Origin of the sequence: Novosphingobium sp. (assembly GCF_965229225.1) — a bacterium.
In the GTDB taxonomy this organism is placed as follows: Bacteria; Pseudomonadota; Alphaproteobacteria; order Sphingomonadales; family Sphingomonadaceae; genus Novosphingobium.
Window position 1 is genome coordinate 1,214,036 of record NZ_OZ245867.1, and the last position, 21,152, is coordinate 1,235,187.

Sequence of the window (21,152 nt, forward strand, 5' to 3'; positions counted from 1 at the left end):
CCTTTATCAGAAGTTGTAGCGCAGGCCGACCTGACCGGTGGCGATCACATCGTCAGCGAAAGCCTTGCGGTTGAGCGCATCGAGCCCGACCCCGGCATTGCCGACCAGCCGCTGCGTGAACTGGTGGGTGAGGCCTGCGTTGACGCCGATGGAGTTCACGTCGGCCAGATCCGAAACACCGGATTTGTACCAGCTGTCGTAAGCAGCGACGGTGAAGGAGGTGAGCCGGTCGATCGGCCCGGAAATCTGCCCGTTCACGTAGAAGGTCTGATCCGTGCGGCCATTGGCGGAGGCAAGGACGGTGCCGTTCGCGCCGATAAACTTGCGGCGCAGATAGCCCGCGCCCAGCCCCATGCGCAGCTTGCCCAGCTGATGGCTGTAGGATGCCGATACGCCCCGGTTGCGGAACGCCGCCGATGCGATCGAACCCAGCGCGCCGTTGACACAGCCGCCGCTCTGCGCACCCGCCGCGCAGCCCGAGATATCGCCGCTGAACGGATTGCGATCCGCCGTGAAGTCCGTCGGCAGGCCGCGCACGGCGTTGCCCACGGTCGAGCCGAAGCCGCTCACCGCATCGAACACGTCGATCTGCAGCGCATTGCGCGCGTTGGGCGTGTAGGAGAGCGAACCGTAATAGGTCATGCTGTCATAGCGGCGGCCGACGAAGGCGCTCAGCGAGGTGCGCCGGCTGGGGCGCCACATCACGCCGACATCCCAGGTCAGCCCGGTCACGTCATAGGCGATCTGGCGGGGCTTGGACTTGTCGGTCACATAGCGACCGTCGCTGCCGACCACCGGCACGCCGCCCGGCCCGCGAACCGCATCGCGCGAGGAAACCTTCACGTCCTGCCAGCCCACATCACCGATCAGCGCCAGTTCCGAATTGATCGGCAGCGTCGCCTGAACGCCCGCGCGCAGTTCGCGCACGCGCTGGTCGAGGTTGGCGATGTCTTCCTGGTTGTAGCCGGCGCTCGCGGTGAGGCCGATCGGCAGCACCGTGCCCGGCGCCACCCCGGCGGAGACCTGCGCGGACTGCGCAACCGAGTGATTGAAGATGTCGCCCTGCGGCTGCGGCTGGCCGGGGGGCAGCCCTGTCACCGGCAGGCGCGGCGTGTTCACTTTGGTGTAGCCGACGAGATAGGAGCCCTTGAGGGCGACTTCACCGACATGGGTCGAAACCGCAGGGCCTGCATAAAGCGAATAGACTTGCGCGACCCGGTCACCCGTTTCCACCGAGCCGAGACGCGAAGCGCCGCTCGCATCGAACTGGGTGCGCGTGGCAAGGCCGCCCGCCTCGATCGTCAGTTCGCGCGGGATGAGATCGTGGCGCACGCGGGCAAGACCCGAAATCGTATCGTTGCTGACGATGTTGCCGCTTTCGGCAAAGCGCCGCTCATAGCGCACCGAGACCGCGCCTTCGGTCCGCCGCCCCGCGAGAGACATGTCGACGCCCACCGCAACGCTCGAATAGGTCAGCACGTCATGGACCGGTTCCAGCCGGGCAAGCACGCTCTGGCTGAGCTCGATGTAAGGCTGGACCTTCACCCGGGCGGAACCGCCCGCGCTGCCCATGCTGCGTCCCCCGCGCCGGGCATCGCCACCGCGGGCCGAATCGCCGCCCGAGGGCGCGCCGTCCCCGTTCGAGATCCCCTCGCTGTCGCCGGGATCGCCGTAGGGCAGCGACTGCGCGTGTGCCGCGCCGGAGAGCAGCAGCATTGCCAGCGCACTGGCGACGAACGCATGGGTCGAGGTACGCGCCATGGTCATTCCTTGTACCCGTAGTAGGAGCCGAAGCGGCGTCCGGTGGGTGAGAATCGGGTGCAGTTGAGCAGCAGCTTGATGTCCTCGCAGCCCGCAAGGATGCCCACAGCATCGCGCAGCGCGGCCTCGCCGGTCTGATCGGCGCGCACCACCATCAGCGCCTGGCCGACATGGTGGGCAAGCTCGGACGCGGGCGATGCCGCAAGCACCGGCGGGCTGTCGAAGATGACGATACGGTTGGGCGACTGGGAGGTCAGCCGGTCGAGGACCTGCGCAGTATAGGCGGAGGCCAGGTGTTCGGTGTCATGCCCGGTCGAATTGCCTGCAGGCAGCACAAAGAGTCCGGCAATGTCGGTGCCGATGATGCAGTCCTCGACCGCGATGGCGGGATCGGCCAGTGCGTCCATCAGCCCACGCCCGCCCGGCAGGCCCAGCGCGGAAAGTACGCTGGGCTTGGCGAAATCGGCATCGACGAGGAGCACTTCGGTGTCTTTCTCCGCTGCCATCGACAGCGCGAGATTGACCGCGCAGAAGGTCTTGCCCTCACCCGGATGCGACGAGCAGACCAGAATGCGCTCGCCATGCCGCGCGCCCCTGCCGGCGCGCGAATCCGCCGCCGTCATCAGGAGGTGGCGCTTCACGATGCGGAATTCCTCCAGCAGGCCGGTCACCGGGCCCTCGGGCTCGATCAGGCACTGTTCGCGCAGATGCTTGCGGTCGACCGGATGGAACGTGCCGCGAAAGGCCTGCCGCGCCGGGATGCCATCGAAAGCAGGCGGCGGCGCGGCCGGATGCGTCGGCGCGGCACCGCGCTGCACCGGCTGCGCAGGTTCTGCCGCTTCGGCAGTGATCGGCGGCCGCTCGCGCGGTTCGGGCAGTTTCGGCGCGACCGGCGCCTGAAAGGCGCGCAAGTCGAAGGTCCCCGCCGCGCGCTCGATCAGCGAGCGGGCCTCGGAGGTGTCCTTGGGAAGCGGGATCTTGCTCTGTTCGGTCATGATCTTCTCAGGTTCCCTCAGGCGACCATGCCGCGTTTCATGAATTCGACCGCCAGCAGTACGACCAGCACCAGGGCGAGACTGGCGACGCCGCCGGCAAACCACTTGAGCTGGCGCCAGTATTGGGCCCGCGCACGGCGCGTCAGCGTCAGCGTGACCGAGCCGACCACCGGCATGCCCGTCGCGCGCTCAAGCTGCCCTGTCGTTGCATATGTCGAACGCAGCTGGCCCAAGGCAAACGCGCTGCCACCGCCCGCCGCAACACCTACGACCAGCACGAGGAACAGCAGCATCGGCCGGTCCGGCGCCGAAGGCTTGCGCGGCGTCGTTGGCGGATCGATCACTTCGAACTTCACCGCGTTGCGTTCGGTCTCGACCTGCCCGCGCAGGCGCAGTTGCTCGCGGTCGCGCAGCAGCTTGTCGTACTGCTCCTTGAGCACGTCATAGTCGCGGTTGATGCGGGAGGCCTCGGCTGCCAGGCCGGGTTCGCTGAACTGGCGGCCCGTCAACTGGGCGAGCTCCTGCGTGAGCGAGCCGCGGCGCGATTGCAGCGCGACGATGCTCGCCTCGCGATCCGCCTTGATCGACTGGAGCGAGGAGTAGGCCGGGTTGGGCATGCCTCCGGGGCCGCTGTCACCTGCCGCCGCACGCTGAAGCGCGGCAACCTGTGCTTTGAGGGCGATCACGTCGGGGTGGCTGTCGGTCAGCCCGCGCGCGCGCATGGAGCTAAGGTCGGCCTGGGCCTGCGCCAGCGAGCCGCGCGCGCCGCCGCTTGCGCCGGGCATCACGATCGTCGGCGGCGTGCCCGAAAGCTGCCCGCGGATCGAAGCGAGTGCGCTTTGCGCTGCGAGCAGATCGGACTCGACCCCACGCAGCTCGGCGCGCGCGCCCTCGATCTTGCTGGAAAGCGAGCCATTGCCCGGCATCATCTCGGCGTTCTTCGCCTCGAAGGCCTGGCGCTTCTGTTCCGCCGCCTCGAGGTCCTTCTGCCGGTCGGCCAGTTGCTGGTCCATGAAAGCCAGCGTGTCGCTCATCTCGCCGCGCCCGCCGGCAAGGTTCTCCTCGCGGAAGATGTCGATCATCTTCTGCACGATGTCCTGCGCCAGCTTGGCGTTCTGGACATCGGAATAGGCCTTGCTACCCGAATAGGCGGTGATCTCGAACAGGTTGTCCTGCTGGCTCACCACCTTGATGTTCTTGCCCAGCCCTGCGACCGCGGCTTCCATCTGCTTGTCGGACGTCACCTTGTCGCCCAGCCGCGTGGCGCGTACGACCTTGGAGAGATTGACCGAGCTGGTCAGCGTCTGGCGCACCCGCTCGATATCGCGCTTGCGGTCGCCGCCGATGCCGATCTGGTCCGAAAGCACATCGTCGATCTGGACGAAGATGCGCGCCTTCGATTCGTAGGTATTGGGCACCGTCGCCACGACCAGCCAGCCAAGCAGGCAGACCAGCCACGCGACGCCCAGCGCCAGCCAGCGCCGGTGCCAGATGCCGTAAAGCGCGATGCGCACTTCTTCGTAGATGCTCGTCATGCGGCCAGCATCCTCAGAACGTGCTTTCCGGGATGATGATCACATCCCCCGGCATGAGCATCACGTTGGCGCGTGTATCGCCCTTGCGCAGCAGATCGCCGATCTTCACGCCGTATTCCTTCTGCGTGCCGGTCTGCTTGTCGAAGCGCACCAGCCGCGCCTTGTTGCCGGCCGCGTATTCGGAGAGGCCGCCCACCGCGATCATCGCGTCGAGCAGGGTCATGTTGGCGCGGTAGGGGATCGAAGCCGGCTTGCTGGTCGCGCCGACGATGCGCACCTGCTGGCTGAACGTGCCCGAAAACTTGTTGACGATGACCGAGACGATCGGTTCCTGGATGTATTGCGAAAGCTGGAGCTTGATGTCCTCGGCCAGCATCGATGGCGTCTTGCCGACGGCCGGCATGTCGGTGATCAGCGGCGTGGTGATGCGACCGTCCGGCCGCACCTGCACCGAAGCGCCCAGTTCGGGATTGCGCCACACGAAGATGGTCAGGTCATCGAGCGGGCCGATTACGTATTCCTCGCCCGGGCCTTCCTGCAGCGCCACGAACGACGCGGGCGGCAATTGCGCACCGCCGCCCCCACCTGCACAGCCGCCGAGCGACAGGCTCAGCGTGGCCGCGATGGTCAAAGACCGGGCCAGCAGGCTGGAAATACGCGTATTCTTGGGCATTGACCGTCCTTTGCGCGCACTGGGCTGGCTGTCCCGCTCGTCCCGCAGCGGGACCACGGGGACCTCCCATGACTTCCGAGCTATCGCCAAAAAGGGTGAAGATACCGTTAGTCCTGATGCGTATGGCCGCAGCCGCACAAGCGCATTTCCGGCAAAGTCCCGTAACGGGACGGCGCCCCGGCTAAAGGTTAATACCTAGGAATCAGGGCCTTGCGTTAACCAGCAGTTCAGCCGCCGGGCCGTGCCCGAGGAAATGCACCGGGCTGGCGCTCGCGCCATAGGCACCGGCGCAGAACACCGCGACAAGATCGCCCTCTTCCGCGCGCGGGAATCCGCCCTTGTCGGCCAGCCGGTCAAGCGGGGTGCACAGGCAGCCCACGATGCTGGCCTCTTCCTCTACCGGCGCGCCGAACCGGGTGGCAATCGCGCTCGGGTAGTTGCGCCGTACCACTGTCCCGAAATTGCCGCTCGCCGCCAGTTGGTGATGCAATCCGCCATCCGTGACGAGGAAGACCTCGCCATGGCTTTCCTTGCGGTCGATGATCCGGGTCAGATAAACGCCAGCCTCGCCAACGAGATAGCGCCCCAGCTCGATACAGAACGCCGTTTCCGCCAGCACCTCGGGCAGGTCATCGAATTGCGCGCCCAGTGCGGCCCCCACCGCTGCAAGATCAAGCGCCGCATCGCCCGGGAAGTAGGGAATGCCGAACCCGCCGCCGAGGTTGCACGCCGGCAGCGTCGCCCCGCCAGCCTCCGCCAGCCGCGCCGCCAGCGCCAAGGTCGCCGCCTGCATTTCGGCAATCGCACTGGCGTCCAGCGTCTGGCTCCCGGCATAGATATGAAAGCCGCGCCATTCCGCCCCCGCCGCGATGATCCGCCGCGCCAGCGCGGGCACCCCCGCCGCATCGACACCAAAGGGCTTGGCCCCGCCACCCATCTTCATTCCCGATCCCTTGAGATCGAAGTCCGGATTGACCCGAATCGCCAGCCTTGGCGCACGCCCAAGCCGCTCGCCGATTGCCAGCGCCCGCTCCGCCTCGCGCGCGGATTCGAGGTTCAGCGTCACCCCGCGCGCAATCGCCGCCTCGAGGTCCGCGTCGCGCTTGCCGGGCCCCGCAAAGCTGATCCGCTCCGGCGGCAGACCCGCCGCCTCTGCCATGAGCAGCTCGCCGCCCGAAGCAATGTCGAAACCATCGACCAGCCCCGCCATATGCCGCAGCACCGGCACATAAGGATTGGCCTTCATCGCGTAGTGCAGCCCCAGCCGGTCAGGCAGCACCGCACGCAAGGCTGCAACCCGCGCCGTGATCAGCGCCGCATCATAGACAAACAGCGGCGATCCCGCCTCGGCCACCAGTTCGGACGCCTTGCACCCGCCGATGGCAAGCTCGCCATCGATCGCGGCAAATCCGGGAGGAATGGGGCCAAGCGGCTTCATGCTTCAGGCCTTTGGCACAGTGGCCGATAATTCCTGGTAAAGACCGGTCCGGTCGAGCTTGCCATTAGGGCTGAGCGGCATTTCCTCGCGCCAGTGGATCACGCGCGGCACCATGAAGCCGGGAAGTTCGCGCGCCAATGCGGCAGGCAGCGCCGCTTCTGCCGCTGCTTGATCGCCCTTGGCCCGCGCCACGAGGTGGATCGCCTGCCCCAGCGCCGAATCGGGAATCCCGAGCGCCACTGCCTCGGCCACCAGCCCGGTCGCAATCGCGGCGTCTTCCACTTCCTGCGGGCTTACGCGGTTGCCACTGGTCTTGATCATCGCATCGCGCCGCCCGGCAAAATGGAGCAGCCCCGCCGCATCGCGCCGCACCCGGTCGCCGGACCACACCGCCAGCCCGCCCATCCGCGAAAACCCCGGCGCCGGCCTGAACCGCTCCGCCGTCCGCTCGCCATCGCGCCAATATCCTTGCGCCACCAGCGGCCCGGCATGGACCAGTTCACCCTCCTCATCCGGCCCGGCTTCGTGCCCGTCATCGGCCACGACCATCACTTCGGCAAACGGGAATGCCCCGCCGATCGAAGTGGGATGCGCATCAACCAGCGCCGGATCGAGATAGGTCGAGCGAAACGCCTCGGTCAGCCCGTACATCGGAAACACACGGCCTTGCGGAAACCGCGTCCTGAGCGCCCGCACCAGGGGCTCGGTCAGCGCGCCCCCGCTGTTGGTCAGCCGCCTGAGCTTCGCCGCCACCGCCTCGGGCCAATCAAGCTCCGTCAATTGCAGCCACAAGGGCGGCACAGCGGCAATCGTGGTGACGTCATGGCGCTCCACCGCCTTCATCACATCGCGCGGCATCAGATAATCGAGCGGCACCACCGTCCCGCCCGCATACCAGGTCGAAAGCAGCTGGTTCTGCCCGTAATCGAACGCCAGCGGCAGCACCGCCAGTACGCGGTCGCCCTCACCCACGCCCAGGTAATGCGCCACGCTCACCGCACCGAGCCACAAGTTGGCGTGGCTCAGCATCACGCCCTTGGGCCGCCCGGTCGAACCGCTGGTATAGAGAATCGCGGCCAGATCATCCGAGCTGGCCTCGCTTGGTGCCAGTGGCGCGAATCCTTCTGCCGCTGCCCATGCCGCGCCTTCCTCCAACGCCTCCGCTTCGGCAAGATCGCTTGGCTCCAGCGTCGCCCGCCGCCCCGCATTCGAGATCAGCAGCCGCGCCCCGCTGTCGGCCAGAATATGCGCCACCTGCCCGCGCTTGAGCAGCGGGTTCACCGGGACATGCACCAGCCCCGCCCGCACCGCCGCCAAGGGCATCAGGCAGGCAAGCTCGCTTTTGGGTAGCCAGGTTGCCACGCGTGCCCCCCGCTCCGGCACTTCCGCCGCAAGCCACGCCGCCAGTTGTCCTAAACGCCGATTTAACGCCTTGTAGCTAAGCGTATACGTCTTGAAGATCAGCGCGGGCGCGTCAGGCTGTCCCCTCAGCGCAAGGTGATCAAGCGGGTAAACGGTCGGATCAGGCGCTGCAGGCAAGCGGCTCTCTCGGGCAAGATGGCAGGATCTGGGGCAGGAACGAAGACTTGAGTGTGACGGTCTATCACGCTGATTTGCAGGAAGCGCAAGCCGACCCGGCGCTCGCCGCGCTGCTTGGCCGCTCGCCCGCCAGCGCGCCGTTCGACCGGCTGGACTGGCTCGTGCTCCTTGCCGAGCATTGCCTTCCCGGCACCGCCTGCAAGCTCGCCATTGCCCGCGATGGCGATGCGCTGGCCGTCCTCCCGTTCCGGACAAGCCCCGGCGGCGCTGCGCCGCTGGGCACATGGTACAGCTTTTTCGTCCGCCCGCTCACCAACGATCCCGCCCGCGCGCCCGAACTTTTCGAAGCGCTGGCCCGCAGCCTCGCCCCCACCGGCGCCGTGCAATTCGCGCCGATGCCCGAGGCCGAAGCCACAGCGCTTGCCGGGGCCTTCCGCGCCGCTGGCTGGATCGGCGTCGCCGAAGCGTGCGATACCAATCATATCCTCGAGCTTAAGGGCCGCAGCTTTGCCGAATACTGGGCGGCCCGCCCCGGCCAACTGCGCGAAACTGTCCGCCGAAAAACCGCGCGCGGCAAAGTCTCGCTGCGCATCGAGACGGCCTTCAGCGCAGCCGACTGGGCCGCTTACGAGGCGATCTATGCCAGGAGCTGGAAGCCCGAGGAAGGCAATCCCGCCTTCCTGCGCGCCTTTGCGCAGGCCGAAAGCGCCGCAGGCGCGCTGCGCATGGGGATTGCGGAAATAGACGGTGAGGCTGTCGCCGCCCAGTTCTGGACGGTCGAGGGCGGCACAGCGTGGATCCACAAGCTCGCGCACGATGAAGCCCACCGTGCTCACTCCCCCGGCACGCTGCTGACCGCCGCACTGTTCCGCCATGTGATCGATGAAGACACCGTCCACACCGTCGATTTCGGCACCGGCAATGATCCCTACAAACGCGACTGGATGGAAGCGCAGCGCCCACGCTTCGCGCTCCGGTTCTATCGCCCCGCCGCCGTTGGCCACTGGCCCGCGCTCGCCCGCCTCGCCGCCAGTGCCGTCAAACGCCGGATGCTGCGTCCGCCCCCAAATCGGGCGCTTGTTTCACCGCAGGCCGCTGGCTAAAGCGCGCGCCATTCCTTTCATCACAAGGCCTTATCCGTGACGTTGACCGATCAGACCGACACCGACTTGCGCAGCCTGCTGAACGATGTGCTCGGCCTCGGCCCCGCGCGCGCTGCGGCAATGACGGCCGAAAGCGGCCTGTTCGGCGCCCTGCCCGAACTCGATTCCATGGCCGTCGCCGGGCTCCTCACCGAGATCGAGGACCGCTTCGACATCGTGATCGACGATGACGAGGTCGATGGAGACATGCTCGGCACCTACGGTGATCTGCTCGCCTTCATCACCCGCAAACGCGGCGAGGCCTGAGCCAAAGACCATGCCGGCAACCTGGCCTTGCCCCGGTCCCTCCGGCATTGCGGATGAATATGCGGTGCTCTTCGACCGCGCGCGCCCGGTCCGCCTGCTGATCGTACCCCCGCTGTTCGAGGAGATGAACCGCACCCGGCGCATGCTGATCGAAACGCAGCGCCGGTTGGACGGCCTCGGCATCGATTCAATGCTCCCCGATTTGCCCGGCTGCAACGAAAGCGCGCAGGCCTTCTCGGCACAAAGCCTCGGCAGCTGGCGCGATGCGATGGCCGCTGCGTCTCGGCACTTTGTCGCCACCCATGTCCTCGCGCTGCGCGGCGGCGCGCTGGTGTTTCCGACCAACCTCCCCGGCTGGGTGCTCGAACCGCAGAAGGGCAGCGCAATCCTGCGCCAACTCCTGCGCGCACGCGTGCTTTCCGCCAAGGAAGCAGGCGCTGAGGAAAACAGCACCGACCTGCTCGAACACGGCCGCAACCATGGCCTTGAACTCGCGGGTTATCGCCTCTCTGCGGCGCTGGTTGCCGGGCTCGATGCCGCCGTGCCGCAAGACGAAGGCCAGCGCGTGATCCGCCAGTCCGACCTCGGCGGCGGCCCCCTCTGGCTGCGCAGCGAACCGGGCGAAGACCCGGCCCAGTCTGCCGCCCTCGCCCGCCTGATTGCCGCCGAGGCAGGTGCCTGATGCGCCGCCACCTGACCTTCGCCTGCGGCCTGGACACCCTGGTCGGCACGCTCGACATCGAGGCAGCGACCGGCACCACCGGCCTGCTGCTCGTCACTGGCGGGCGCGAGATCCGCTCCGGCAGCTGGGGCGGACAGGCCCGGATCGCCGCCCGCCTCGCCGCCGCTGGCGTGCCCGTTTTCCGCTATGATCGCCGCGGCGTCGGCGAAAGCGGCGGCACCGATCCCGGCTTCCAGCACACCCGCGAAGACATCGCCGCCGCCCTCGCCGCCTTCCGCGCCGCCCTGCCTACGTTGCGCCGCGTGATCGCCTTCGGCAACTGCGACGCCGCCGCCGCGCTGATGCTCCACGCGGATGATATCGGGCTTGACGGTCTCGTCCTCGCCAATCCGTGGACGCTGGAATCGGATGAGGCAGACACCGCCCCGCCCGCGGCCTTGCGCCAGCGCTATCTCGCCAAGCTCGCCAATCCGCGCGAAGTTCTGCGCCTACTTACCGGCGGGGTAAACCTTGCCAAGCTCGCGCGGGGCCTTCGCCAGGCAGCGTCAGCCCCGGCCAAATCCTCATTGGTTGAAACCATGGCTGGTAGCCTGACGCGATTCGGCGGTTCCGTGACGATCCTCCTCGCCACCGGCGACCGCACGGCGCAGATGTTCGAAGCCGTGTGGCCCGCAGGCGATCCGCGCATCCAGCCCCACGCGAGTAGCGGCCACAGCTTCGCGGGCCCCGAGGCGCAGGACTGGCTTTTTGAACGGCTAATGGAAGCGCTGCGCTAGAACCCGTCTAACCCATCGCCATTGCAGAGCTACTCCGCCGCCACCGCCTGCGCTGCAGCAAAGGCATGCTCGGCCAGAAACCGCTCGGCATCGAGCGCCGCCATGCACCCCGTGCCCGCCGCCGTCACCGCCTGCCGATAGGTGTGGTCCATGACGTCACCGCAGGCAAACACGCCCGGAATGGCCGTCTTGGGCGTGCCGGGCTGCACCACGATATAACCGCTCTCGTCGAGTTCCAGCTTGCCCTTGAACAGTTCGGTCGCGGGCGCATGGCCGATCGCCACGAACGCACCATCGGTTGCCAGTGAAGAGGCCTCACCGGTCACCGTATCGACCAGTTCGACCGCTTGGAGCACGCCGCCCGCCGCGCCGGTGAAGCGCGTCACGGCCTTGTTCCACAGCACCTTGATGCGCGGATTGCTCATCAGGCGGTCCTGCAGGATCTTCTCGGCGCGCAAACTGTCGCGGCGGTGGATCAGCGTCACTTCGGGCGAATGGTTGGTGAGGTACAGCGCTTCCTCGACCGCGGTGTTGCCGCCGCCGATCACCACAACCTTCTTGCCGCGATAGAAGAACCCGTCGCAGGTCGCGCAGGCCGAAACGCCCTTGCCGCCGAACGCCTGCTCGCCTTCCACGCCCAGCCAGCGCGCCTGCGCGCCCGTCGCGATCACCAGCACCTCGCCCTCATAGACATCGCCGCTATCGCCGTGCGCGCGGAACGGCGGGCCGTCGAGGCTCACTTCGGTGATCGTGTCCCACAGCATCCGCGTACCGACATGCTCGGCCTGCGCCTGCATTTCCTGCATAAGCCAAGGCCCCTGGATCACATCACGAAAGCCAGGATAGTTCTCGACGTCGGTCGTGATCGTCAGCTGCCCGCCGGGCTGCAGGCCCTGCACCACGATCGGCTCCATCCCTGCGCGCGCACCATAGATGGCGGCGGAAAGGCCGGCCGGGCCGGAACCGATGATCAGCATGCGGGTTTTGTGCGTGGTAGCCATGAAGTCCTCCAGTGGGAGCGGGAAATAAGACGCACCCGCGCGGAATACGAGTCCCGCCTTGGGGCTATTCCCCGAATTAGCTGTGGCTGGCCTCGAACACCGACCAGCCCGTCCTCGCCGCCAGCCGCTCGAGCGCCAGTGCGCCAAGCTGCGAGTTCCCCTTGGCGTTGAGACCGGGGGACCACACCGCGATGCTCGCCGTGCCCGGCACCACCGCGAGGATGCCCCCGCCAACGCCGGATTTGCCCGGCAGGCCGACACGGAAGGCGAATTCCCCCGAATTGTCATAATGCCCGCACAGCATCATCAGCGCGTTGATCCGCCGCGCGCGCTGGGGCGTCACGATGCAGCGCCCCGTCGCCGGATCGCGCCCGTCATGCGCCAGAAAGCGGCCCGCCATGGCGAGCTGGCGGCAGCTCATCGCCAGCGCGCACTGGTGGAAATAGACGCCGAGCGCCTGCTCCACCGGGTGCTGCAGATTGGCGAACGCGCGCATGTAGTTGGCCAGCGCCATGTTGCGATAGCCCGTCGCCAGTTCCGCCGCAGCGACCTTGGCGTCGATGGTGATCGTCTCGTCGCCAGCCAGCGTGCGGACAAAGCGCAGCACGCCTGCAATCGCCTCTGCCGGCGTGCCGCCAGCCAGCAGCACATCGGCCACGACGATCGCGCCTGCATTGATGAACGGGTTGCGCGGAATGCCTTGCTCGGTTTCAAGCTGCACGATCGAGTTGAACGCGCTGCCGGATGGCTCGCGCCCCACACGGCTCCACAGCGCATCGCCCACCATGCCCAGCGCCAGGGTGAGCGAAAAGACCTTGGAGACCGACTGAATCGAGAACGGCTCTTCGGCGTTGCCGCCCAGATGAAGCGAGCCATCGGCCATGACCACCGCGATTCCGAACCGATCGCGCGAAACGCAGGCCAGCGGCGGAATATAGTCCGCCACCCGCCCACGCTCGGTTGCACCGCGCATCTCAGCCGTGATCTCGGCGACGATCGCACCAATGTCAGTCAACGGCTTGGCTGCCCTACTTCAGATGCTGCTTGAACCAGTCGACGATCCGCTCCAGCCGGTCGCGCTGGAAGCTGGGCCGCGCGATCCCGTGGTTTTCGTCCGGATAGCCCACCAGCCGGGTCGGCACGCCGGTAATCTTGAGCGCCTGATAGAGTTGCTGACCACCGATCAGCGGCACGTTGTCATCGGCAATCCCGCCCATGAACAGCGTCGGCGTCTTGATCCGGTCGGCATGGAAAAGTGGCTCGGACAGGCGCGTCCACAATTCAGGCTCCTTCCACGGCGTGCCCAGTTCCTGCGTGTACTGCTGGACATACTGATCCACCCCGAACAGCGCGAAGATATTGCCCTCGCCCGCCCCGCTGAATGCCGCCTTGAGCCGGTTGTCGCGCACGATCAGGAAGTCGGTCAGGATGCCGCCGTAGCTCCAGCCGCCCGCGCCCAGCCGCGCCGGATCGGCAAAGCCCTGCGCCACCGCCCAATCGAGCGAGGCGTGGAGATCGGCCACATCCTTCTGGCCCCAGTCCGCCGCAATCGCCGCCGAATAGGCATCGCCCCGGCCCGAAGAGCCGCGATAGTTGGGCATCAGCACCGCATAGCCCTGCGCGGCCAGCAGATCGGCGATCATGGTGTAACCGTCGACCGCGTGGATATCCTGCGCATTCGGCCCGCCATGGATCCACAACAGGGTTGGCACCTTGGCCCCGGCGGCCATGCCTTCGGGACGGAGCAGCAGCCCGTGGACTTCGTTGCCGTCCTTGGCCGTCGCCGCATAGTCCTCCACCTTGCCCCAGGCGACCCGGTCCGCCACCGCCTTGTTGTGCGATGTCAGCACCTTGAGGCCGCCTTTGGCATCAAGCACATAGAGTTCGGCCGGCTTGCCGTCTCCGCTCGCCACCACGGCCCGCGCCGCCCCGGGCACAGCCGAACCGCACTGCGCCAGCACGGAAAGCGTTCCGTCATTCAGCCGCCGCAGCGCTCCCTTGGCATCGACCACCGCAGGCACTTCATGCCGGTCCTCGGCGAGCACAGCGCCGATCTGCCCGCCACCAAGGTCTACCGGCGCGCTCACGAATATCCCGGCCGTCGCAGGCATAATCCGCGTCGCCCCGCTGGCGACCACGGTTTGCGCCAGATGCGGCTGGCCATACTGGTCCACCTTGCCGCCCGGCCCCACCAGATGCGTGATCTTCGTGCCATCGGCCGACCACAGCAGCGTCTGCCCCGGAGCACCGTTCAACTTCGCCACCACCTTCGGCGCTGCACCGGCCCGCGCTTCGATTACCGTCAGCCATTGCGCCCCAAGGTCGGACAAATCCGTCGTGTGATCAGCGATATAGGCGATGAACTTGCCATCGGGTGACCACTCCGCCGTCCCCGCGTCGAACGAATCCGAAGCGGTCAGCCGCGTCTCGGTCCGCGCCGCCACATCGAACAGCGCAAGGTGCGTGTGCGTTTCCGCCGTAATAAAGCCGACGCCGTCCTGCTTGATCTTCACATCATCGACCACCACCGGGAGCGGCCGCTCCGGATCGTCCTTCGGCGGCTCGGCCGCGGGATCACTGATCGCCAGCAGCAGTGTTTTCGAATCGGGCGACCAGCGGAATCCGGCGATTTCGCCCTTCACGTCGGTCAGCTTGGTCGCCTCGCCCCCCCGCCGGTCGAGCAGCCAGATCTGCGCCAGCTTGTCCTTTCCGCGCTTGGACAGGAACGCGATGGACTTGCCGTCCGGGCTGAACGAAGGCGCGCTCGCGCTGTCCTCGCCGCTCGTCAGTTGCAGCGGCGCGCCGCCAGCCAGATCGGCCAGCCACAGCGCGCTGCGGCGCTTGTCGGCCTTGAGATCGGCCTCGCCCACCACATAGACCGCCTGCTTGCCATCTTGCGCGCATTCAAGCCCGGAGAGCGAACGCAGCGCCAGAATGTCGTCGATCGTAACCGGATGGCGGGCAGTGGCCGCGCCTCCCTCCGCCATCGCCGGCAGCGCGCCCGCCAGCGCACAAGCCGCCATTCCCCAGCCAAGACCCTTGCGCCACGCCGTCGCCGCCATTGATTTTCCCCCAAGAAACCGGACAAGCCTCAAGACTAACCACACCATCGCGGGGCAGGCAATCAACACCTTATTCCGATGACATTGCGGCCAGCCGGGCTAGGATGTTGCGATGGCAGGAAATCTCGAATTCAATACCTCGATGAGCGATGTGCTCGTCGTGCTCGGCGCGGCAGGGATCGTCATCCCCGCATTCGCCCGTGCGCGCATCACGCCGGTGATCGGCTTCATCCTTGTTGGCGTGCTCGTCGGCCCGTTCGGGCTGGGCCGCCTCGTCGGCCAGTTCCCCGCGCTCTATTACGTCACGATCACCCGGCCCGAAGCGATTGCGCCCTTTGCCGAACTGGGCGTGATCCTGCTGCTGTTCGAAATCGGACTCGAACTCTCGTTCGGCCGCCTCTGGGCCATGCGTGCGCAAGTCTTCGGCCTCGGCGCAACAAAGCTTCTGCTCTGCGCCGCGCTCCTCACGCTGGTACTCATCGGGATGCGCCACGATATCTCCGCCGCCGCCGGGCTCGGCATCGCGCTCGCGCTCTCCTCCACCGCACTCGTCCTGCCCATTGCCGGCACGCAGGGCCCGGTCGGCCGCCGCGCGCTCGCCATGCTGCTGCTCGAGGATATCGCCCTCGTCCCGATCATCTTCGTCCTCGGCGCGTTCGGTCCGGGCGGCGAGAGCGGCGCCGCACTCTTTGCCACGCTCTGGCGCGGGGCCATCATCATCGCGGTAATGCTCACCCTCGGCCGCTTCCTCTTGCCCCGCCTGTTCGCCAGCGCCGCACGCACCAAAAGCCCTGAGCTCTTCCTTGCCTTCAGCCTCCTCGTGGTGATCGCCGCTGCGCTCGCCACGGCCGGCGCGGGCCTTTCCCCGATCATGGGCGCGCTGCTCGCCGGTCTGCTCATCGCCGAAACCGACTACTCGCGCGAGGTCGAGGCGCTCACCGCCCCGTTCAAGGGCCTCGCGCTCGGCGTGTTCCTGATCACCGTGGGCATGAGCATCGACGTGGGCGAGATCTGGCGCCAGCTCGGCCAGATCGCGCTCGGCGTCGCGGCAGTGCTCGCGGCCAAGGCGATCGTTACCGCGCTGCTGCTGCGCGTTGGCGGCGCGAGTCGGGGTGTCGCCGCCGAAGTCGCCCTGCTCCTCGCCTCCCCGTCCGAAACCACCCTGATCGTGCTGACTGCCGCCGCAGCCGCAGGGCTGGTCAGTCACGAAAATGCCCAGTTCTGGCAGATCGTCACCGCACTCGGCCTGACCCTCACGCCGCTGCTGGCCATGCTGGGCCGACGCATCGCCAGCGCGGTGGACCGCCCGGGCGATGCCCCCGCCGCTGCCGCCCCCAGCGACGCGACCGGCCAGGCGCTCGTCTTCGGATACGGCCGTGTCGGCCGCCTCGTTGGCGCGATGCTGGCCCGGCACGATGTCCCTTGGCTGGCGCTGGATGCCGATCCCGCGCTGGTCACGCAGGCCCGCGGCGCAGGCGAACCGGTGATCTACGGCAATGTCGCCAATGCCGCGCTGCTCGAAAAGCTCCACCTCGAATCCGCCCGCGCGGTCATCGTCACCATGGACGAGCCGGTTCTCGTCAGCCGCACCGTCCGCCGTCTCCGCGCCGCGCACCCAGACCTTCCGATCATCGTGCGCGCCCGCGATGCCGATCACGCCGCCGAACTCTATCGCGCCGGAGCCAGCGACGCCGTGCCCGAGACGCTCGAAAGCTCGCTCCAGCTTTCCGAGGCCGTGCTCGTCGACATGGGTGTCGCGATGGGTCCCGTGATCGCCTCGATCCACGAGATGCGCGACGAACTGCGCGAAACGATCATGCGCGATGGCGGGCTCGACCAGAAGCCGCGCCTCAAGGCAGCTGGGCTGCGGGACCGTTAGCCCGCGATGACAGCCTTCGCCGCCGCAATCGCTTCGGCGGCTTTGGCACCATCCGGACCGCCGCCCTGCGCCATATCGGGCCGTCCGCCGCCGCCTTTGCCGCCGAGCGCCTCGACACCAGCGCGCACGAGATCGACGGCACTGACCTTGCCCGCAAGATCCTCGGTCACCGCCGCTGCGATGCTGGCCTTGCCATCGTTCACCGCGACGATCACCGCCACGCCCGAGCCCATGCGCGTCTTCGCCTGATCGAGAAGGCCGCGCAGTTCCTTGGGGTCCATGCCCTCGAGCACCTGGCCCGAGAACGTGATGCCGCCAACCTGCTCGTCCGCCGGGGCAGCCGCCGCGCCGCCGCCCGAAGCGCCGGCCAGCGCCAGCGCCTTCCTGGCCTCGGCCAGTTCGCGTTCCAGCTTGCGCCGCTCGTCGACCAGCGCCGCCACGCGCGCCTCGACTTCATCGGGCGAGGACCGCAGCAGGCCCGCCGTGCGCCGCAGTGCTTCTTCGCGGCCAACCAGATAACTGCGCGCGCCTGCGCCGGTCAGTGCCTCGATACGCCGCACGCCCGAAGAAACTGCGCTTTCGCTCACCACGCGCAGCAAGCCGATATCGCCCAGCGCACGCACATGGGTGCCGCCGCAGAGTTCGACCGAATAAGGCTGCGCACCCGTCCCCATGCTGAGCACGCGCACCTCATCGCCATACTTCTCGCCAAACAGCGCCATCGCGCCCGCCGCAATCGCATCTTCCGGGCTCATCAACCGCGTCGTCACCGGCGCGTTGGCAAGGATTTCTGCGTTCACTTCATCTTCGACGGCCGCAATGTCCTCCGCCGTCAGCGCCGCCGGATGCGAGAAGTCAAAGCGCAGCCGCTCGGCCGAAACCATCGAGCCCTTCTGCGTCACATGGGCGCCAAGCCGTCGGCGCAGCGCCTCGTGCAAAAGGTGCGTCGCCGAATGGTTTGCGCGGGTCGCATCACGCCGCGCCACATCGATGGCAAGCTGCACCGGATCACCCACCTTGATCGAGCCAGCCTCGACCGTGCCCTGATGCGCGTGCAGGCGCCCCAGCGGCTTGGACGTATCGTTCACTGCAATGCGCAGGCCCTCGTTGGTGCTGATCGTGCCGGCATCACCCATCTGGCCGCCGCTTTCGGCATAGAACGGCGTCTGGTTGGTGATTACGGTGATGGTTTCGCCCGCCCCCGCCTCGGCCACTTCCTTGCCGTCTTTCACCAGCGCAACGACGACACCTTCGCCGATGTTGGCGGTATAGCCGGTGAACTCGGTCACGCCTTCGCGCTCGGCAATGTCGAACCACACTTCGCTGTCGGCGGTCTGCCCGCTGCCCTTCCAAGCCGCGCGGGCCGCCGCCTTCTGCTGCGCCATGGCCGCCTCGAACCCGGCGCGGTCCACGCTCACCCCGCGCGCCCGCAGGGCGTCTTCGGTCAGATCATAGGGGAAGCCGAAGGTGTCATAGAGCTTGAACGCGGTCGCTCCGGGCAGGCTGTCGCCCTCGCCCAGATCGCCTGCTTCCTCGTCGAGCAGCTTGAGCCCGTTCGCCAGCGTGCGCCGGAACTGCACTTCCTCGCGCAGCAGCGTCTCTTCCACCAGCGGTTGCGCACGGCCAAGCTCGGGGAAAGCCTGACCCATCTCGGTCACCAACGAACCCACCAGCCGGTGCATGAGCGGCTCCTTCGCGCCCAGCAGATGCGCATGGCGCATGGCGCGGCGCATGATCCGGCGCAGCACATAGCCGCGGCCCTCGTTGCTCGGCAGCACGCCATCGGCCAGCAGGAAGCTCGATGAACGGAGGTGGTCCGCAATCACGCGGTGGCTTGCGCGGCTGGCGCCCTCGGCCTTGGTGCCGGTCAGGCTTTCAGAGGCCGCGATGAGCGCGCGGAACGTATCGGTGTCGTAGTTGTCGTGCTCGCCCTGCATCACCGCGGCAATGCGCTCGATGCCCATCCCGGTGTCGATGCTCGGGCTCGGCAGGTTCGAGCGGGTGCCATCGGCGGCCTGCTCGAACTGCATGAACACGAGATTCCAGATCTCGATGAAGCGGTCGCCGTCCTCATCCGGCGAACCCGGAGGGCCGCCGAATATGTGATCGCCGTGGTCGTAGAAGATTTCCGAGCACGGCCCGCACGGCCCCGTATCGCCCATCGACCAGAAATTGTCCGACGTCGGGATGCGGATGATGCGGTCGTCCGAAAGCCCCGCAATCTTCTTCCACAGGTCGAACGCTTCGTCATCGGTGTGGTAGACCGTGACGAGCAGCTTGTCCTTGGGCAGGCCCCACTCGCGCGTCAGCAGGGTCCAGGCGTGAGTGATCGCCTGATCCTTGAAGTAGTCGCCGAACGAGAAATTGCCCAGCATCTCGAAGAACGTGTGGTGCCGCGCGGTATAGCCCACATTGTCCAGATCATTGTGCTTGCCGCCTGCGCGCACGCACTTCTGCGAGGACGTTGCCCGCTTGGTCGCACGCGTCTCAAGGCCGGTGAACACGTTCTTGAACGGGACCATGCCCGCATTGGTGAACATCAGCGTCGGATCGTTATACGGCACAAGCGGTGCGGAAGGCGCGATCTCGTGCCCGGCGGAGCCGAAGTACTCGAGGAAGGACCGGCGGATTTCGTTCGTCGAAGTCATGACAAGCCGATTAGGCGAGCGCTCGGCGCGGAACAAGCACGTTTCGGCTATTGCCGTGTGCTTGTCCCCATGTCGCAGGCCTTCACTGGTTGTCGGCTGTTGCCGTCACCAGCCAGGCCGCCGCCGGAAAACACACCCGCCCGCCGACATGGCGCGACTGGACAAGCTCCAGAAGCGCCCGTTCGAAGGTGGCGCGCTGCTGATCGGGCAAGGTCCGGATCGCGGCCGCAGCAGGGCCGATCCGGCTGAAGAACGAAAGCGCGTCCGCAACCGGATTGGTGCCCGATCCCGCAACGTAGGCGAAATCAAGCGGCTCGAACCGGATGTCGCGCCAGCCCTTGAGGCAGCGCCGCGCGTGATCGGGATCAGCAAAGGCAAAGGGACCGGGCGGAAAATCGACCGCTGGCGCAGGCTTCGCCGGCGGCAGCAACCGCGCGATCTCCAGCGCCCAGGGGTTCTCGGCGGCAGGGCGGAAGCAGGAAAACACCATGCGCGCGCCCGGCGCGGCATTGGCCGACAAATGGGCGAAGGCCGCGGGCGGATCGGTGAAGAACATCACCCCGTGGCGCGAAATATAGAGATCGGGTGCCGCACCGTCCGCCTGCCACGCCGAAGCATCCGCCACGGTGAACGCGAGGTTGGTCAGCCCCGCAGCACGGTGCCGCGCGGCCTCGATCAGTTCACCCGAGATGTCGACCCCGGTCACCTGCGCATCGGCGCGCGCTGTTGCAACCGCGATCGAAAGCTCACCCGCGCCGCAGCCCACATCGATCACCCGCTTGCCGGGTTCGGCAGCGATGGCCGCCAGAAGATAGGGCGTAAGCGCGGCAAAGCTGCGGTCGGTCCGCTCCCACTCTGCCGCCCAATTCTGGCCTACCCGGCCCTGCCACTCTTGCGCACCCGTCATGCCATGCAGGCTATGCGCCGGGGCGCCACCCGGCAAGTGCTAAAGCGGCAATCCGCGTCAGGTCGCGAAATAGGGGCCGCCCTTGGCGCGCGCCGCCTGCCATGCCGGGCGCGCATGGATTGCCGCGACGAAGGCGGCAAGCTTCGGAAAGGCCTCGCCCATGCCCTGCATGACGACGACTTCGGCGGGGAAGCTGAGCATCACGTCCGCACCGGTCCAGTCATCACCGATGAAATGGCCGGAGGGCCGCAGGATCTGCTCGAGGTAGCCGAAATGTGCCGCAAGCTGCTCATCGATGCGCGGCCGCAGCGGCGCCCCTGCCTCGCCTAGCCGCGAGACATAGAGGTTGAGGAGGATCGGCGTCATGGCCGAGCCCTCGGCGAAGTGCATCAGTTCGTTGTGCCGCAGTGCGTCGTCGGTACCGGGCTCGGGCTGCCATTTGCCGTCGCCGTAGGTGTCACACAGATACTGCACGATTGCGCCTGATTCCTCGATCACCCGGCCATCGACCTCAAGCAGCGGCGACTTGCCGAGCGGGTGCAATGCCTTGAGTTCTGCCGGTGCAAGGTTGGTCTCCGCATCGCGCTGATAGAGCTTGAGTTCATAGGGAACGCCCAGCTCCTCCAGCATCCAGAGAATGCGCTGCGAACGGCTGTTGTTGAGGTGGTGGAGGATGATCGACATCAGGCTTCCTTTCCGAGGGTTCCGGCCGGTGCCGGTGGTTGCGCGGACGCTAGGTGTTTTCGCCGAGGCGCGAAAGTGTCTGATGTGCGCAAGGCTGACCTGGCCGGAAGGAAGGCGCACTTGGGCCGTGAAGGAAGGCGCGCCTGGGCCGCAAGGAATGCGC

17 protein-coding genes are annotated in these 21,152 nt (G+C 67.2%); 5 read left to right on the plus strand and 12 right to left on the minus strand.

Annotation, left to right across the window (positions count from 1 at the left end; genetic code table 11):
• Positions 1-6 precede the first annotated feature (6 nt).
• From ACO06X_RS05385 to ACO06X_RS05410, 6 genes are all read right to left on the minus strand, one after another.
• Entirely contained in the window at positions 7-1,761 is a 1,755-nt protein-coding gene (locus ACO06X_RS05385) for a preprotein translocase subunit YajC (RefSeq protein ID WP_421838942.1), read from the minus strand.
• 2 nt (positions 1,762-1,763) lie between these two features.
• A complete protein-coding gene (locus tag ACO06X_RS05390) occupies positions 1,764-2,756 on the minus strand; it encodes an AAA family ATPase (RefSeq protein ID WP_421838943.1) in 993 nt (330 codons plus the stop codon).
• A gap of 17 nt (positions 2,757-2,773) precedes the next feature.
• Entirely contained in the window at positions 2,774-4,291 is a 1,518-nt protein-coding gene (locus ACO06X_RS05395) for an XrtA system polysaccharide chain length determinant (protein ID WP_421838944.1), read from the minus strand.
• Between the two features lie 13 nt (positions 4,292-4,304).
• Entirely contained in the window at positions 4,305-4,964 is a 660-nt protein-coding gene (locus tag ACO06X_RS05400; protein WP_421838945.1) for an XrtA/PEP-CTERM system exopolysaccharide export protein, read from the minus strand.
• A gap of 202 nt (positions 4,965-5,166) precedes the next feature.
• Positions 5,167-6,402 (minus strand): pyridoxal-dependent decarboxylase, exosortase A system-associated, encoded by a 1,236-nt coding sequence (locus ACO06X_RS05405; RefSeq protein ID WP_421838946.1) that lies wholly within the window; start codon positions 6,400-6,402, stop codon positions 5,167-5,169.
• 3 nt (positions 6,403-6,405) lie between these two features.
• Complete coding sequence (locus ACO06X_RS05410; RefSeq protein WP_421838947.1) at positions 6,406-7,941, minus strand: acyl-CoA ligase (AMP-forming), exosortase A system-associated; 1,536 nt, start codon at positions 7,939-7,941, stop codon at positions 6,406-6,408.
• A 53-nt stretch (positions 7,942-7,994) separates the two neighbouring features.
• Between ACO06X_RS05410 and ACO06X_RS05415 the strand changes: the two genes are divergently transcribed.
• The 4 genes from ACO06X_RS05415 (at position 7,995) to ACO06X_RS05430 (ending at position 10,808) form a co-directional block, all read left to right on the plus strand.
• Positions 7,995-9,044: a GNAT family N-acetyltransferase gene (locus ACO06X_RS05415; RefSeq protein WP_421839857.1), complete on the plus strand. Its 1,050-nt coding sequence runs from the start codon at positions 7,995-7,997 to the stop codon at positions 9,042-9,044.
• A gap of 42 nt (positions 9,045-9,086) precedes the next feature.
• Positions 9,087-9,350 carry a phosphopantetheine-binding protein gene (locus ACO06X_RS05420; protein ID WP_421839858.1) on the plus strand — a complete coding sequence of 88 codons (264 nt, stop codon included), beginning with the start codon at positions 9,087-9,089 and terminating at the stop codon, positions 9,348-9,350.
• A 64-nt stretch (positions 9,351-9,414) separates the two neighbouring features.
• The gene (locus ACO06X_RS05425) at positions 9,415-10,032 is read left to right on the plus strand and encodes a hypothetical protein (RefSeq protein WP_421838948.1); all 618 of its coding nucleotides are present in this window, start codon (positions 9,415-9,417) and stop codon (positions 10,030-10,032) included.
• On the plus strand, positions 10,032-10,808 hold the full coding sequence (locus tag ACO06X_RS05430) for a hydrolase 1, exosortase A system-associated (protein WP_421838949.1): 777 nt from the start codon (positions 10,032-10,034) through the stop codon (positions 10,806-10,808). The genes ACO06X_RS05425 and ACO06X_RS05430 overlap by 1 nt, the downstream gene beginning before the upstream one ends.
• Positions 10,809-10,837: 29 nt before the next feature.
• On the opposite strand, the gene trxB is transcribed toward ACO06X_RS05430, so the two are convergent.
• From trxB to ACO06X_RS05445, 3 genes are all read right to left on the minus strand, one after another.
• A complete protein-coding gene (trxB, locus tag ACO06X_RS05435) occupies positions 10,838-11,809 on the minus strand; it encodes a thioredoxin-disulfide reductase (protein WP_421838950.1) in 972 nt (323 codons plus the stop codon).
• A 76-nt stretch (positions 11,810-11,885) separates the two neighbouring features.
• Entirely contained in the window at positions 11,886-12,824 is a 939-nt protein-coding gene (locus ACO06X_RS05440) for a glutaminase (RefSeq protein WP_421838951.1), read from the minus strand.
• A gap of 13 nt (positions 12,825-12,837) precedes the next feature.
• Positions 12,838-14,871, minus strand: coding sequence for a S9 family peptidase (locus ACO06X_RS05445; RefSeq protein ID WP_421838952.1), 2,034 nt, complete (start codon positions 14,869-14,871; stop codon positions 12,838-12,840).
• 112 nt (positions 14,872-14,983) lie between these two features.
• Here ACO06X_RS05445 and ACO06X_RS05450 point away from each other — a divergent pair, with 112 nt between their 5' ends.
• Positions 14,984-16,750, plus strand: coding sequence for a cation:proton antiporter (locus tag ACO06X_RS05450; protein WP_421838953.1), 1,767 nt, complete (start codon positions 14,984-14,986; stop codon positions 16,748-16,750).
• Here ACO06X_RS05450 and alaS read toward each other — a convergent pair.
• The 3 genes from alaS to ACO06X_RS05465 form a co-directional block, all read right to left on the minus strand.
• Positions 16,747-19,398, minus strand: a complete 2,652-nt coding sequence (alaS, locus tag ACO06X_RS05455) for an alanine--tRNA ligase (RefSeq protein ID WP_421838954.1) — start codon at positions 19,396-19,398, stop codon at positions 16,747-16,749. The genes ACO06X_RS05450 and alaS overlap by 4 nt on opposite strands.
• Before the next feature lie 82 nt (positions 19,399-19,480).
• The gene (locus tag ACO06X_RS05460) at positions 19,481-20,305 is read right to left on the minus strand and encodes a class I SAM-dependent methyltransferase (protein WP_421838955.1); all 825 of its coding nucleotides are present in this window, start codon (positions 20,303-20,305) and stop codon (positions 19,481-19,483) included.
• Between the two features lie 57 nt (positions 20,306-20,362).
• Positions 20,363-20,989: a glutathione S-transferase family protein gene (locus ACO06X_RS05465; protein ID WP_421838956.1), complete on the minus strand. Its 627-nt coding sequence runs from the start codon at positions 20,987-20,989 to the stop codon at positions 20,363-20,365.
• Positions 20,990-21,152: the final 163 nt, after the last annotated feature.